General features: G+C 65.2%; 17 protein-coding genes. 5 read left to right on the forward strand and 12 right to left on the reverse strand.

Going from position 1 to position 12,387, the window contains the following annotated elements; all coding sequences use genetic code 11:
- Positions 1 to 41: 41 nt before the first annotated feature.
- A complete protein-coding gene (gene trhO, locus H7828_RS04655) occupies positions 42 to 950 on the forward strand; it encodes an oxygen-dependent tRNA uridine(34) hydroxylase TrhO (protein ID WP_226779840.1) in 909 nt (302 codons plus the stop codon).
- Here trhO and H7828_RS04660 read toward each other — a convergent pair.
- From H7828_RS04660 to mbfA, 8 genes are all read right to left on the reverse strand, one after another.
- Positions 947 to 1,681 (reverse strand): metallophosphoesterase family protein, encoded by a 735-nt coding sequence (locus H7828_RS04660; protein ID WP_226779841.1) that lies wholly within the window; start codon positions 1,679 to 1,681, stop codon positions 947 to 949. The genes trhO and H7828_RS04660 overlap by 4 nt on opposite strands.
- Entirely contained in the window at positions 1,678 to 2,568 is an 891-nt protein-coding gene (locus tag H7828_RS04665; RefSeq protein WP_226779842.1) for an alpha/beta fold hydrolase, read from the reverse strand. The genes H7828_RS04660 and H7828_RS04665 overlap by 4 nt, the downstream gene beginning before the upstream one ends.
- Before the next feature lie 94 nt (positions 2,569 to 2,662).
- Positions 2,663 to 3,589: an ornithine cyclodeaminase family protein gene (locus H7828_RS04670; protein WP_226779843.1), complete on the reverse strand. Its 927-nt coding sequence runs from the start codon at positions 3,587 to 3,589 to the stop codon at positions 2,663 to 2,665.
- The gene (locus tag H7828_RS04675) at positions 3,586 to 4,209 is read right to left on the reverse strand and encodes an HAD family hydrolase (protein WP_226779844.1); all 624 of its coding nucleotides are present in this window, start codon (positions 4,207 to 4,209) and stop codon (positions 3,586 to 3,588) included. Before H7828_RS04675 ends, H7828_RS04670 begins: the two co-directional genes overlap by 4 nt.
- The gene (locus H7828_RS04680; protein ID WP_226779845.1) at positions 4,206 to 4,658 is read right to left on the reverse strand and encodes a YaiI/YqxD family protein; all 453 of its coding nucleotides are present in this window, start codon (positions 4,656 to 4,658) and stop codon (positions 4,206 to 4,208) included. Before H7828_RS04680 ends, H7828_RS04675 begins: the two co-directional genes overlap by 4 nt.
- The gene (gene fghA, locus H7828_RS04685; RefSeq protein ID WP_226779846.1) at positions 4,655 to 5,482 is read right to left on the reverse strand and encodes an S-formylglutathione hydrolase; all 828 of its coding nucleotides are present in this window, start codon (positions 5,480 to 5,482) and stop codon (positions 4,655 to 4,657) included. The genes H7828_RS04680 and fghA overlap by 4 nt, the downstream gene beginning before the upstream one ends.
- 31 nt (positions 5,483 to 5,513) lie before the next feature.
- A complete protein-coding gene (locus H7828_RS04690) occupies positions 5,514 to 6,473 on the reverse strand; it encodes an AEC family transporter (protein ID WP_226779847.1) in 960 nt (319 codons plus the stop codon).
- 93 nt (positions 6,474 to 6,566) lie between these two features.
- Positions 6,567 to 7,544 carry an iron exporter MbfA gene (mbfA, locus tag H7828_RS04695; protein ID WP_226779848.1) on the reverse strand — a complete coding sequence of 326 codons (978 nt, stop codon included), beginning with the start codon at positions 7,542 to 7,544 and terminating at the stop codon, positions 6,567 to 6,569.
- A gap of 119 nt (positions 7,545 to 7,663) precedes the next feature.
- Between mbfA and H7828_RS04700 the strand changes: the two genes are divergently transcribed.
- Both H7828_RS04700 and H7828_RS04705 read left to right on the forward strand, forming a co-directional pair.
- Entirely contained in the window at positions 7,664 to 7,822 is a 159-nt protein-coding gene (locus tag H7828_RS04700) for a hypothetical protein (protein WP_226779849.1), read from the forward strand.
- A gap of 75 nt (positions 7,823 to 7,897) precedes the next feature.
- Positions 7,898 to 8,518, forward strand: coding sequence for a TetR/AcrR family transcriptional regulator (locus tag H7828_RS04705; protein WP_226779850.1), 621 nt, complete (start codon positions 7,898 to 7,900; stop codon positions 8,516 to 8,518).
- An 82-nt stretch (positions 8,519 to 8,600) separates the two neighbouring features.
- Here the strand turns inward: H7828_RS04705 and H7828_RS04710 are convergent, their stop codons facing one another.
- The 3 genes from H7828_RS04710 to H7828_RS04720 all read right to left on the reverse strand — a co-directional run bounded on the left by H7828_RS04710 (position 8,601) and on the right by H7828_RS04720 (position 10,937).
- Positions 8,601 to 9,320, reverse strand: a complete 720-nt coding sequence (locus H7828_RS04710) for an NYN domain-containing protein (protein ID WP_226779851.1) — start codon at positions 9,318 to 9,320, stop codon at positions 8,601 to 8,603.
- Between the two features lie 39 nt (positions 9,321 to 9,359).
- Positions 9,360 to 9,710, reverse strand: a complete 351-nt coding sequence (locus tag H7828_RS04715) for a hypothetical protein (RefSeq protein ID WP_226779852.1) — start codon at positions 9,708 to 9,710, stop codon at positions 9,360 to 9,362.
- A 114-nt stretch (positions 9,711 to 9,824) separates the two neighbouring features.
- Positions 9,825 to 10,937: an S-(hydroxymethyl)glutathione dehydrogenase/class III alcohol dehydrogenase gene (locus H7828_RS04720; RefSeq protein ID WP_226779853.1), complete on the reverse strand. Its 1,113-nt coding sequence runs from the start codon at positions 10,935 to 10,937 to the stop codon at positions 9,825 to 9,827.
- Between the two features lie 54 nt (positions 10,938 to 10,991).
- Between H7828_RS04720 and H7828_RS04725 the strand changes: the two genes are divergently transcribed.
- The gene (locus tag H7828_RS04725) at positions 10,992 to 11,273 is read left to right on the forward strand and encodes an I78 family peptidase inhibitor (RefSeq protein ID WP_226779854.1); all 282 of its coding nucleotides are present in this window, start codon (positions 10,992 to 10,994) and stop codon (positions 11,271 to 11,273) included.
- Here the strand turns inward: H7828_RS04725 and H7828_RS04730 are convergent, their stop codons facing one another.
- On the reverse strand, positions 11,274 to 11,708 hold the full coding sequence (locus H7828_RS04730) for a c-type cytochrome (RefSeq protein ID WP_226779855.1): 435 nt from the start codon (positions 11,706 to 11,708) through the stop codon (positions 11,274 to 11,276).
- Positions 11,709 to 12,033: 325 nt separating this feature from the next.
- Here H7828_RS04730 and H7828_RS04735 point away from each other — a divergent pair, with 325 nt between their 5' ends.
- Positions 12,034 to 12,381, forward strand: coding sequence for a DUF2794 domain-containing protein (locus H7828_RS04735; protein ID WP_226779856.1), 348 nt, complete (start codon positions 12,034 to 12,036; stop codon positions 12,379 to 12,381).
- Positions 12,382 to 12,387: the final 6 nt, after the last annotated feature.

Genomic DNA, 12,387 nt, shown 5'->3' on the forward strand with positions numbered 1-12,387 from the left:
TACACCTTGCCGCGCGCCGGCCAAGGGCGTATTTGCCCGCCATGATCACCATCGCCGCGCTTTACCAGTTCACCCGCTTTCAAGACCCGGACGCCCTACGCGTCCCGCTGGCCGCGCTTTGTGCGGACCAGGGGATCAGGGGCATCCTGCTGCTGGCGCCCGAGGGGATCAACGGCACCATCGCGGGCAGCCGCGATGGAATCGACGCGGTTCTGGCCCATATCCGCGGCCTTCCGGGCTGCGGCGCGATGGACTGGAAGGAAAGCCAGGCCGAAACCCAGCCCTTCCTGCGCATGAAGGTTCGCCTGAAACGCGAAATCGTGACCATGGGCCAGCCCGGCGTCGATCCGGTTGCAGGCACGGGGCATTACGTCGATCCGCAGGACTGGAACGCGCTGATCGCCGCGCCGGATGTCGCCGTGATCGACACCCGCAACGATTACGAGGTGGGGATCGGCACGTTCCAGGGCGCCGTCGATCCGCAGACCCCGACCTTCCGCGATTTCCCCGACTGGTGGGCCGCAAACAAAAACCGGTTCGAAGGCAAGCGGATCGCCATGTTCTGCACCGGCGGCATCCGCTGCGAGAAATCCACCAATTACCTGATGTCCCAGGGGGTAGACGAGGTGTTTCACCTCAAAGGCGGCATCCTGAAGTACCTTGAGGAGGTGCCCGAAGAAGATTCGCTCTGGCAGGGGGAATGTTTCGTCTTCGATCAGCGGGTGTCGGTGGGCCATGGGTTGCGGCCCGGCAGCCATGAGCTTTGCCATGCCTGCCGCCGCCCGATCAGTGACAGCGACAAGGCGCAGCCCGGGTTTGAGCCGGGTGTCTCCTGCCCGGCCTGCATCGACACGATTTCCGAAGCCGACAGGGCGCGCTTTCGCGAACGCCAGCGTCAGATCGCCCTGGCCCGCGCCCGTGGGACGCAGCACCTGGGAAGCCCGGATTAGGGCAGCAGCGGCACGCGCCCCTCATCGGTGACGATGAAGCAGGATCGCCCTTCGAACACCGCCGCCGTCAGCGCCCGGCCATAGCCCGCGCCAGTGTCGAGGTCGACCCGGTTGCCGGCATGTTCGGGCTGCTCCACCGCCGTGTGGCCATGGACGATCAGCGGCCCGTGATCGCGGGTGTCGGGCAGAAAATCCTGGCGGATCCACACCAGGTCATCCTCGACCTGCCGATCCAGCGGCACGCCGGGGCGGATGCCGGCATGGACCAGGAACAGATCGTCGGTCCGGTGGGTCAGGGGCAGACCGGCAAGGAATTCCCGGTGCGCGGCGGGCACTGCCGTGCAGGCATCGCGCTGAATCTCAGCCAAATCGCGCCCCGAATCGACATCCACCCCGTACGACGCCAGCGTCGCATCGCCCCCAAGGCGCGGGTCAAGCCAGGACAGACCGCTGCGCAGCCCGCTGTCGTGATAGGCCGGATCGTCAAGATAGCCCTGGAACATCCGGTCGTGGTTGCCCTTCAGCACGATCCAGGGCGCGCCGCGGGCCATACCGGCGATCAAATAGTCCAGCACGCCGCGGCTGTCAGGGCCACGGTCGGTCAGATCGCCCAGATGCACGATGGGGGCATCGGGGGCGTCGTGTTTCGCGCGGTCGGCGGCGATCCGGGCGTGGGCCGCGCGCAGCATGTCAAGCTGGCCGTGGATATCTCCGATGGCGTAAAGGGTCATGACGTCCGATCTGTCGTTGTGTCGTTCAGGAATTCGCGGATCTCTTCCATCACCTGGTCGGGGTGGGAATTGGGCAGCGCATGGGTGGCCCCCGGAACGGTGGCCTGGTGGGCGATGCGGTTCACCTCGGCCAGGCGCCCCACGTTCGAGACGGGAATCACGCTGTCCTCGATGCCCCAGATGGCAAGCGTCGGAACCCCTGCGGCGGCGATGCTGCGGTGGTGCGGGCGCATGTCCTCGCTCAGGATATGGCGTTGCGAGGACAGGACGGCGGGCAGGAACCCGCGCTGCCCCGTCTGGGCCATCTGAAGATCGCGCAGGGGCGATGGCGGCAGCTTTGCAAGATCGCGGCGCATCACCAGCCCACCGAAGGCCAGCATCAGGCCATCGCCGATCACCGGCGTGCGGCGCAGGAATTCGGCCAGCGGCCCGGCATTGTGCAGCAGACCGGCCGGGGCCAGCAGCACCAGCCGCCCCACACGTTCAGGAAACCGCGCCGCAAAGCGGGTCACGATGCATCCGCCCATGGAATAGCCGATCAGCAGGTCGATCTTCCCGATCCCCTCGGCCGTCAGAAGCGATTCCAACTGGCGCAGGAAGAAGGCGCCATCCTGCGCGCCCGGCTGCGGCGCCGATCGCCCACGGCCCGGCAGATCGTAGGCAAGCGTGCGATACCCGGCTTCGGCCAGACGTTGCGCCAGCGGGTCATAAATGAGCGAAGGCGTGGTCAACCCGTGGACGCAGACGGCAACCGGCCCGTCCTCGGGGCCCCGCCAGCGGTGGTGGGTTTTTGCCCCGGCGCTGTTGTCCGCCGGCGTGCGGGCCCTTTCGATCGCCCAGGGTGCGGCTGCCAGCATCGCCAGAACGACAAGCAGCAGCCAGCCCATCACCTGCGAGATCCGGCAGGTCGGACAACGCAAAGCCGGGCCACCTCGCCGCGCAAAAGGATCGAGCCGTGGCGGTGGAAAGGTTGCGGCCCACTCATGCGGCCCGGCCTTGCACCGCGTTCATGATGTGGTGGGCGGTCATCAGGTCAAGATGCGCACCGCCGCCGTTCTTGAACAGGGTGATCTGTTCGGGCGAGGTGCGTTGGAAGGCGCCGGTGGGCAGGTCGTAGAAATCGGCGATCACGCTGTCGCGACTGATCACGCCCCCGGCCAGCGGGATCTTCAGCTCGCCGATATGGTCCAGCGTGGTGTCGCGGCTGTCGACAAACAGGTCGGCGCGGGTCAGGGCCGTATCGTCCGCCTCGCGCATGTCGGGGCGATAGGCGCCGATCAGATCGACATGCTGCCCGGGGCAAAGCCATTCGCCCCGCAGGATCGGATCGGTCGACATGGTGGTGCCGACGATCACATCGGCCCCCCGGACCGCCTGTTCCAGATCTTCGGCGGGGGTGGTTGCCGGGTATTCGCCCGCCAGTTTCGCGGCATTTTCGGGGGTGCGGTTCCAGATCGTGAAACGCGCATCGGGAAACAGTGCGCCATAGGCCTGCCGCGTGGCGCGGGCCTGGTTGCCCGCCCCCAGGATCAGGATGTTCCGACTGTCGGGGCGGGCCAGGTGACGCGCCGCCAGAAGGCTGTCGCCCGCCGTCTTCCATTTCGTGACAAGGTGGAAATCCACCAGCGCCGCCAGGGTGCCATCCGCGTCGGAAAACAGCGAAAGGCCACCGTTGATCATCGGCCTGCCCGCGCCCGGATTGCCCGGAAAGATGGTGGCGGTCTTCACCGCCATGCCCAGCCCGTCGATCCAGGCCGCGCGCGACAGAACCGTATCCTTGCCACGGTAAAGGAAGCTGTCCTCGATGCTGGCCCGGGGCAGGGCGTGGCCCGCTTCCAGCGCCTCGGTCAGGGCCAGCCAATCCAGCGCCGCCTCGCCCTGTTCGAAAGAGATCGTCGCAAAGCTCATGCTGCGGCCTCCTCCGGGGTCAGCAGGCCCTCGGCCACCAGGCGGTCGGCCCAGCCCTGGGGCCCGGTGAACAGGTGCCCCTGCCAGCCCCGCGCCTGCGCCGCCGCGATATTGTCGGCCCGGTCATCGGCAAACAGCAGCGTTTCGGGCGCAAACCCGCAATCCTGTTCCACCATCTCGTAAATCTTCGGGTCGGGCTTGATCACCTTCATGCGGCCCGACACATAGGGGCGGTCGAATTCATTCAGGAAGTCATAGACCGTCGCGGCATAATCGAAGGTGCCATCGCCGAAGTTGGTCAGCGCGAAGACCGGCACGCCCCTGGCCCGCAAGGCGCGCAGCAGCTTGACGGAATGCGGAATCGCCGGCTGCGCCAGTTCGATCCAGTTGTCGTGCCAGGCGCGGATCTCATCGGCCCAGGCCGGCGTGGCATCGGCCATGTCATAGATGGTTGTGCGGAAATCCTCGCCCCTGTCCACCAGATCGTTCATGGCGTGCAGATCGACTTCGGCGAACAACGCCTTGCGCCGGGCCTCCCCGATGGTGCGGTCATAGTACCGCTCGGGCTGCCATTCGATCAGAACGTTGCCGATGTCGAAGATCACCGCGTTGACAGTCATGTCTTGTCCTTTTCCGCCGCCCGCGCGGCCCTGTCCAATGCATCGAGGAAACGAGAGCGGTCGGCCTTTGTAAAGGCCCGTCCGCCGCCCTGGCGAAAGGGATCGGCGGCGCGCAGGTCGCTCATCAGGTCGCGGGTGGCCAGGACGGTGCCGATGTTGGCCTGGGTCAGGGCCTCGCCGTTGTGCTTCACCACCCGGGCGCCGTTTTCGATCACCCGGGCCGCCAGCGGAATGTCAGCGGTGATCACCACGTCGCCGGTCTTGGCCCGCTCGGCGATCCACATGTCGGCCACGTCGGGGCCGTCGGGCACGATCACCAGTTCGACAAAGGGGTTGCGCGAAGGGCGCAGCCCGCCGTTGCAGACCAGGAACATCTTCGTCTTCAGCCGGGTCGCCACCGTTTCGGCCTCGGCCTTGACCGGGCAGGCATCGGCATCGACATAGATCACCGCTTCAGCGCCTCGGCATGGAAGGCGACATGATCGCCCATGAAGGTCGAGACAAAGAAATAGCTGTGGTCATAGCCGGGCTGCATCCGCACCGCCCCCTGCTGGCGGCGCTGCACCATGGCATGGGCCAGGGTTTCGGGGCGCAGCAGGTCGAGAAACTGATCCTGCGTCCCGGTATCCACCAGAACCGGCCCGTCGAACCCCGCCTTCGCCATCAGCAGGCTGGCGTCATGATCGGCCCAAGCCGCCTCATCCGCGCCAAGATAGCCGGTGAACTGCTTGCGGCCCCAATCGCTGCCGGTGGGGTTGCAGATGGGCGAGAAGGCCGAAACCGAGGCAAAGCGCCCCGGCAGGCCCATCGCCAGGGTCAGCGCGCCATGCCCGCCCATGGAATGCCCGGTGATCGCCTGCCTGTCCCAGTCCAGCGGCTGATCGGCCAGGGCGGCGGGCAGGTCGTCGGCCAGATAATCCCACATGCGGAAATGGTCGGCCCAAGGCTTCTGCGTCGCGTTCACGTAGAACCCGGCGCCCTGCCCCATGTCGAAGGCCTCGTCATCGGCCACGCCCTCACCGCGCGGCGAGGTATCGGGAAAGACCAGCGCGATGCCATGGGCGGCGGCGTGGGCCTGGGCGCCCGCCTTCACCATGGCGTTTTCATGGGTACAGGTCAGACCCGAAAGATACCACAGCACCGGAACCGGCCCTGCCTTGGCCTGAGGCGGCAGGAACAGCCCGAAGGTCATGTCGCCCGCGCAGGCCTCGGAGGTGTGGGAATAGACCCCCTGCATCCCGCCGAAACACGCATTCTCGGAAAGTGTCTTCATCGCCTTGCCCCCTTCTTCACTGGCCCCATGGCTATCCTGCGGCGGTCGGGCTGACAACCGCCCCGCCCGCCACGATCCAGGCAATGACCACCGAGACGGTGACCACCGAGATCACCGTCGACACCAGGATCGACGCCGAGGCCCGCTGCGGTGCCACACCGTAGTGCTGGGCAATCATATAGACGTTGCCCGCCACGGGAAGCGCCGCCGAAGCGATCATCACCCCCGCGGTATAGACATCGACCGGCATCACGATCAGCACCATGAAGGCCACCGCCGCCGGGTGCAGCACCAGCTTGCAGAACGAAAGCCAGGCGGCGACGCTCAGCCGCTCGGCCGATTTTCCGGCCAGCGAGGCGCCGATGGCAAACAGCGCGCCGGGGGTGGCCGCACCGCCCAGGATGGCCAGGAATTCGTTCATCGGGGCCGGGATCGGCCATTCCAGCGCCGCCCACGAGAACCCCAGCGCGATGGAAACGATCATCGGGTTCGACACAAGGCCGATCCCCACCGTGCGCAGGGTGGCCGAGGTCACCTTGCCGTGGCGCGACCCGGTGATCAGGATCACCGCCAGCGATCCGAAGACGATCAGATCGACCGCCAGGATCATCATGATCGGCCCCACGGCCCCCTCGCCCAGCAACAGCGCCAGCATGGGCACGCCCAAAAAGCCGACGTTGCCGATCACCGCGCATTGCGCCTCGATCGCGGCCTGAGCCACACCGATCCGGCGGAATACCCCCGCCGCACTGGCCAGCAGATAGACTGCCAGCGTGGCGCCAAGATAGGCCAGCATCGGGCGCGGCTGCACCACGTCCCAGAACGACAGGTTCGCGGCAAAGCGGAACAGCATCGCCGAGAGGGCGAAATAGAACACGAATTTCGTCAGATAGGCCGTCGCCTCGGCGGTGAAGAACCGGCTTCGCGCGGCCCCGTAGCCAAGGGCGACCAGCGCGAAGAATGGCAGCGTTTTGAGAAAGACGTCGATCATGCAACGTGGCTATCCCCACGCCCCGGCATTGACAATCGGCCCGCCCTCTTTCTTGCACAAAATACTCCCCCCGGAGGGTCCGACGGCGCCGCCCTAGCCCGATCCGATCAGGATTCCCGCCGCCAGCACCAGCGCGCCCCCCAGCACCACCTGCATGGCTGCGCGGAAGAATGGCGTCTGCATGAACCGGTTTTGAATCCAGGCGATCACCCAAAGCTCGAAGAACACCACGATTCCGGCGACGATGGTGGCGGTCCAGAAATCGGGGATGAGATAGGGCAGCGCATGGCCCAGACCGCCAAGCGTGGTCATCACCCCCGCGGCCAGGCCACGCTTCAGCGGGCTGCCCCGCCCGGAAATCGCGCCATCGTCGCTGGCGGCCTCGGTGAAACCCATCGAGATCCCCGCCCCGACCGAGGCCGCAAGCCCCACGAGGAAGGTCTGCCAGGTATCGCCGGTGGCAAAAGCCGCCGCGAAGATCGGCGCAAGGGTGGACACCGAACCGTCCATCAAGCCCGCAAGGCCCGGCTGCACCCAGGTCAGGATGAACTGGCGGTGGGCGGTGCGTTCCTCGGCGCTGCGGCTGTCGTCGCTCAGGTGTTCGCGCGCCAGGGCGGCGGCCAGGTCGGAATGCCCGGCCTCGGCGGCAGCAAGATCGCCCAGAAGACTGCGGGTTTCGGCATCCTCGGCCCGGGCTGCCGCCTTTTCATAGAAGGCCTGGGCATCCCGCTCCATTGCCTCGGCCTCGTCGCGGATGCGTTCGATTCCCAGGTTCTCGATCAGCCAGACAGGGCGTCGGGCATAGAAGCCCGACACATATTCACGCCGGATCAGCGGAATGACATCGCCGAAGCGGGCCTGATGCAGCGCGATCAGGCGGCGGCGGTGTTCGTCCTCTTCGGCGGCCATGCCGTCGAACACGGCGGCCGAAGCGGGAAAATCGCCGCGCAGCCGTTCGGCATAGGTGCGGTAGATCCGCGCGTCGTCCTCCTCTGACGAAATGGCAAGCGCCAGCGTTTCCTGTTGCGACAGGTCGCCGAAACGACGGCGGTTCGAGAATCCGGGAATCATCGCAGGCTCCAGTTTAGAATGATTCTAAGGTATCCGAAAATTCAGCCAAGGCAAGGCTTGCAATCTGAACCGTTCGGTTTATTTATCTGAACAGAATAGTTCAGTTGTGGAGAATCACCATGAAACGTCTTTCCATCGCCGCCGCCACCGCCCTTCTTCTTGGCACCATGGGGGCCAACGCCATGCAGATCCTGCCGCCCGATCTCAGCTTTCCGCCGGCGGATGGCAGCATCTCGACCAAGGATTGCACCCAGGTGGCCTGTCAGCCCGGCAAGTAAGCCGCCCTGCCGCCCCCGGGGTTCCTTGCTGAAACTGAACGTTTCAGTCTATCGTGACCAAAAACCGGGGGCAGCATGACCACATCGCATGACGGCATCAAGAAGGGGCGCAAGTTCGAACAGGTGCTTGACGGTGCCCGGTCGGTCTTTCTGAAGGATGGGTTCGAGGGCGCAAGCGTCGATACCATCGCCAAAGAGGCCGGTGTGTCGAAGGCGACGCTTTACAGCTATTTCCCCGACAAGCGCCTGCTGTTCATGGAGGTGGCGAGGACCGAATGCAGCCGCCAGGCCGAAATCGCCACGGCCCGCATCGACATGTCGGCCGCCCCCTCAGTCGTGCTGTTCGAGGCCGGATCGCACCTGATCCGGTTCTTCCTGTCGGACATCGGCCAGAAGGTCTTTCGCATCTGCGTGGCCGAGGCCGAGCGTTTTCCCGAGCTGGGCCGCCAATTCTATGAAAGCGGGCCGGGCATGGTGGAAGCCAGCCTGGTGCAGTATTTCGACCTGGCCATCGCGCGGGGCGAACTGGCCATCGACGACCGTTCCCTGGCCGCGCACCAGTTTGCCGAACTGTGCAAGGCGCATCTGTTCCCGCGCATCGTGTTCGGCTTGCAGACCCGCTTCGACGACGAAGAAGTCGATCGCGTCATCCGCGGCGCGGTCGAGATGTTCATCGCCCGCTACCGGGCGTCGTGAATATCGCCCGCTACCGGGCGTCGTAGGTATCGCCCGCTACCGGGCGTCGTGACCCAAGCCCGTTACCGGGCTTGGTGACGGTTCAGTCGACCCGGCGCAGCTGGAACTGGCTGCCGACCTTCTTGGTTTCGAAGCGCTTCAATTCCTGCACCAGATCGCTCAGCTTGCGCTTGCCATAGGTGCGGGTGTCGAAATCGGGATTGTCGGCCATGATGTATTGGCCCAGCGGGCCAAGGGCGTACCATTCATCGTCCTGGTCGATCTTGTCCATCGCCTTGAGGATCAGCGGCACCGCGTTGATCGGCGGCTGCTTGCCGGTCGGGGCGGGGGTTTCCCCCCTTGCCGGGGCTGCGGGTTCTTCATCGACGATGTTCTCGATCAGGATGAACCGGTTGCAGACGTTGCGCAGGGATTCGGGCGCCTTGCCCTCGCCGATGCCGATCACGTCCAGCCCCTGTTCGCGGATGCGGTTGGCCAGCGCGGTGAAATCGCTGTCCGAGCTGACCAGCACGAAACCGTCGAACCGCCCGGTGTGCAGGATGTCCATGGCGTCGATCACAAGGCCGATGTCGCTGGCGTTCTTGCCCTTGGTGTTGGCGGTTTCCTGATGGGCGACAAGGCCCAGAGCGCGCACCGTCCCCGACCAGTTGGCCAGTTGCCCCGAAGACCAGTCGCCGTAGACCCGGCGCAGGGCCGGCTCTCCGAAACTGGTGATCTCTTTCAGGATCGCGCTGGCGAACTTGGCGGGAATGTTGTCGGCGTCGATCAGGACGGCGTAGAGGGGGCGATCATGGTGTTTCATGACCGCCCCCATATCAGATTGCACCGCCGTTGACAGCGCTCAATAGCACCAGAGCGGGCCGCAGATCGGCATCCGGCGCGATCCCTCGGTTTCGGCGTCGTCGATGATGCCCGCCATGGCGGGATCATCGCCCGCCAGTTCCCGGGCCAGGGCGAAGGCATCTTCGCGACTGGTCAGGGTATCGCCCGCGGCCCCCGTTTCGCCGCCCAGGGTGGCGCGCAGCCGGATCGCCGCCAGCACCAGCAGGGGTTCCCCCCGCGCCTGGCCGAGCGCGATCAGTTTTTCGGACATGGCAATTTCATCCATGGTGGCCGGAGAGGCCGAGTCCTGCGCCATGGCGGGGCCAAGCAGGGAAAGCGAGATGATCGAGGAAATCAGAAGGGTCTTCATGAATGTCATCCATTGAATGTGAAGGATAACAGGATGCTAGCCACCACTCAGCCTTCTGACAATCGTCATGAGCGGCCAGGGCCGCCCATGACGGGATTTGTCATCGTGACCGGATCAGTAGGTCACGACCGCGCGAATGCTCTTGCCTTCGTGCATCAGGTCGAAGCCCTTGTTGATGTCGTCCAGCCCCATGGTGTGGGTGATCATCGGGTCGATCTCGATCTTGCCGTCCATGTACCAGTCGACGATCTTGGGTACATCGGTGCGGCCGCGCGCGCCGCCAAAGGCGGTGCCGCGCCAGCTGCGCCCGGTGACAAGCTGGAACGGGCGGGTGGAAATCTCGGCCCCAGCGGGGGCCACGCCGATGATGATGCTCTCGCCCCACCCCTTGTGCGCGCTTTCCAGCGCCGTGCGCATCACGTCGACATTGCCGGTGGCATCGAAGGTATAATCGGCCCCGCCACCGGTAAGTTCGACAAGGTGGCCCACCAGATCGCCCTTCACCTCTTTCGGATTGACGAAATCGGTCATGCCGAAGCGGCGCGCCATCTCGACCTTGCCGGGGTTCAGATCGACGCCGACAATCTGGTCGGCCCCGGCCAGCCGCAGGCCCTGGATCACGTTCAGCCCGATACCGCCCAGCCCGAAGACGATGGCGCGGCTGCCGATTTCCACTTTGGCGGTGTTGATCACGGCACCGATGCCGGTGGTCACGCCACAGCCGATGTAACAGATCTTGTCGAAGGGCGCGTCCTTGCGCACCTTGGCCAGTGCGATTTCGGGCAGCACCGTGTGGTTGGCGAAGGTCGAACAGCCCATGTAATGCAGGATGGGCGTGCCATCGAGCATCGAGAACCGCGAGGTGCCGTCGGGCATGACGCCCTGGCCCTGGGTGGTGCGGATCGACTGGCAGAGGTTCGTCTTGGGGTTCAGGCAGTATTCGCAGGTCCGGCATTCGGGCGTGTAAAGCGGGATGACGTGATCGCCCGGTTGCAGGCTGGTCACGCCTTCGCCCACCTCCAGCACGACGCCGGCGCCCTCATGGCCCAGGATCGCGGGAAAGGCGCCTTCGGGGTCGGCGCCCGAGCGGGTGAATTCATCGGTGTGGCACAGGCCTGTCGCCTTGATTTCGACCAGCACTTCGCCGGCGCGCGGGCCGTCGAGGTTGACCTCCATCACTTCAAGAGGTTTTCCGGCGGCAAGGGCTACGGCGGCGCGGGTTTTCATGGCGGATCTCCGATCTATATCTTTGGTTCAACCCTGTGACAGAACGAGGATGAAATGCAACCAAAGACCTATGCCGCAAGCGCCATCGCCCTGGCCCTGATGGCCGGATGCGTTCCGACCGAGGATGGGCGCGACCTGCCCACCGAAACCGCCGCCTGCGACATCGCGCAAGGCCAGGACTGGATCGGGCAAAATATCGCCGAGGTGCCGGTGCCCACCGACATGAATGTGCGCATCCTGCGCCCGAATTCGGCGGCGACAACCGATTACCTGCCCACGCGGTTGAACATCCTCGTGGACAGGCAGGACATCGTGCAGCGCGTCACCTGCGGCTGATCACTTCTGTGCGCGATACTCGGAATGGCAGGCCTTGCAGGCGCCACCGATATCGCCCATGGCAGCGCCCAGAGCGGCCGCGTCGGTGACATCCATCGCGGCCATCGATGCCTCTTGCAGACCCTCTGCCTTGGCGGTGAAGCCTTCGAAATCTTCCCAGATCTTCGGCAGGGCCTCGGATTCGTCGTTGGTTTCGTTGGCCTCGAAGGCTTCGGGAATCATCATCGCGGCTTCGTGCAGCTTGGTCGCGGCGGCCTGCACCGCCTCGGCATCGAAATCGCCCTTGGCATTCGTCCCCAGGATCTTGGTCTGGGCGCCGATGGTCTTCATCAGTTCCATGCGGGCCTTGACGGCGTCGGCATGGGCATCGGCATAGGCGACGGCCGCGGTGCTGGCCAGTCCAAGCGCGATAAGTGCAGTCGTCAGTCGTTTCATGAAGAAAATTCCCTTTGTTGCGAACATTCTCAATCAGCCTAGAGCCGGAATGCGCTGCGTCCATCAAATTCTGCGTGATGAGGGAAATTGTCGGTGCGGGAAGGTTTGACCCGGTGTCGTGCACTGGTGGGGGCAATGCAAACACGACACCGGGCTGAAGCGAAGTATCGCTCGGGGTCTGGTATGCCGGACGAACCGGGCAGGCGAAGGGCCGCTTCGTGGAAGGGGCGGGGTGATTTTGCGGCACATTCCGGGCAGGCCTGCGCAACGCCGTGCGTCACCCTCCGGCTTGCCAAGTGGCGGCGTTGTCGGCAGAGTTGAGGGGATGACCATGCAGCCCCCCACCCCCTTTCCCCAACGCAGCGATCCCGACGATCGTGTCGCCTTCGACCGCCGGGAGCTGGGGGTCATCCTCACGCTTTACGGGCGCATGGTGGCCGCGGGCGAATGGCGCGACTACGGCATGTCGTTCCTGCGCGATGTCGCCATCTTCTCGGTCTTCCGGCGCACGGCGGAAAACCCGATCTACCGGATCGAGAAACGGCCGCGCCTGCGGGGGCGGCAGGGCCAATATGCGGTCATCGCCATGGATGGGCAGATATTGAAGCGGGGCGCCGACCTCAGGGTCGTCCTGCGGGTGCTTGAGCGCAAGCTGATCCGCGCCGTCGAATAGCGACGT

It is taken from the genome of Oceaniglobus trochenteri (genome assembly GCF_020529025.1).
Taxonomy (GTDB): domain Bacteria; phylum Pseudomonadota; class Alphaproteobacteria; order Rhodobacterales; family Rhodobacteraceae; genus Oceaniglobus; species Oceaniglobus trochenteri.

Bases quoted from the DNA above. Each gene is read 5' to 3' on its own strand.
- H7828_RS04690 (WP_226779847.1), bottom strand. From the start codon at position 6,473: ATGATCGACGTCTTTCTCAAAACGCTGCCATTCTTCGCGCTGGTCGCC.
- H7828_RS04675 (WP_226779844.1), bottom strand. From the start codon at position 4,209: ATGACTGTCAACGCGGTGATCTTCGACATCGGCAACGTTCTGATCGAA.
- H7828_RS04665 (WP_226779842.1), bottom strand. From the start codon at position 2,568: ATGGGCTGGCTGCTGCTTGTCGTTCTGGCGATGCTGGCAGCCGCACCC.
- H7828_RS04720 (WP_226779853.1), bottom strand. From the start codon at position 10,937: ATGAAAACCCGCGCCGCCGTAGCCCTTGCCGCCGGAAAACCTCTTGAA.
- fghA (WP_226779846.1), bottom strand. From the start codon at position 5,482: ATGAAGACACTTTCCGAGAATGCGTGTTTCGGCGGGATGCAGGGGGTC.
- mbfA (WP_226779848.1), bottom strand. From the start codon at position 7,544: ATGATTCCCGGATTCTCGAACCGCCGTCGTTTCGGCGACCTGTCGCAA.
- H7828_RS04670 (WP_226779843.1), bottom strand. From the start codon at position 3,589: ATGAGCTTTGCGACGATCTCTTTCGAACAGGGCGAGGCGGCGCTGGAT.
- H7828_RS04705 (WP_226779850.1), top strand. From the start codon at position 7,898: ATGACCACATCGCATGACGGCATCAAGAAGGGGCGCAAGTTCGAACAG.
- H7828_RS04700 (WP_226779849.1), top strand. From the start codon at position 7,664: ATGAAACGTCTTTCCATCGCCGCCGCCACCGCCCTTCTTCTTGGCACC.
- trhO (WP_226779840.1), top strand. From the start codon at position 42: ATGATCACCATCGCCGCGCTTTACCAGTTCACCCGCTTTCAAGACCCG.
- H7828_RS04660 (WP_226779841.1), bottom strand. From the start codon at position 1,681: ATGACCCTTTACGCCATCGGAGATATCCACGGCCAGCTTGACATGCTG.
- H7828_RS04735 (WP_226779856.1), top strand. From the start codon at position 12,034: ATGACCATGCAGCCCCCCACCCCCTTTCCCCAACGCAGCGATCCCGAC.
- H7828_RS04730 (WP_226779855.1), bottom strand. From the start codon at position 11,708: ATGAAACGACTGACGACTGCACTTATCGCGCTTGGACTGGCCAGCACC.
- H7828_RS04715 (WP_226779852.1), bottom strand. From the start codon at position 9,710: ATGAAGACCCTTCTGATTTCCTCGATCATCTCGCTTTCCCTGCTTGGC.
- H7828_RS04725 (WP_226779854.1), top strand. From the start codon at position 10,992: ATGCAACCAAAGACCTATGCCGCAAGCGCCATCGCCCTGGCCCTGATG.
- H7828_RS04710 (WP_226779851.1), bottom strand. From the start codon at position 9,320: ATGAAACACCATGATCGCCCCCTCTACGCCGTCCTGATCGACGCCGAC.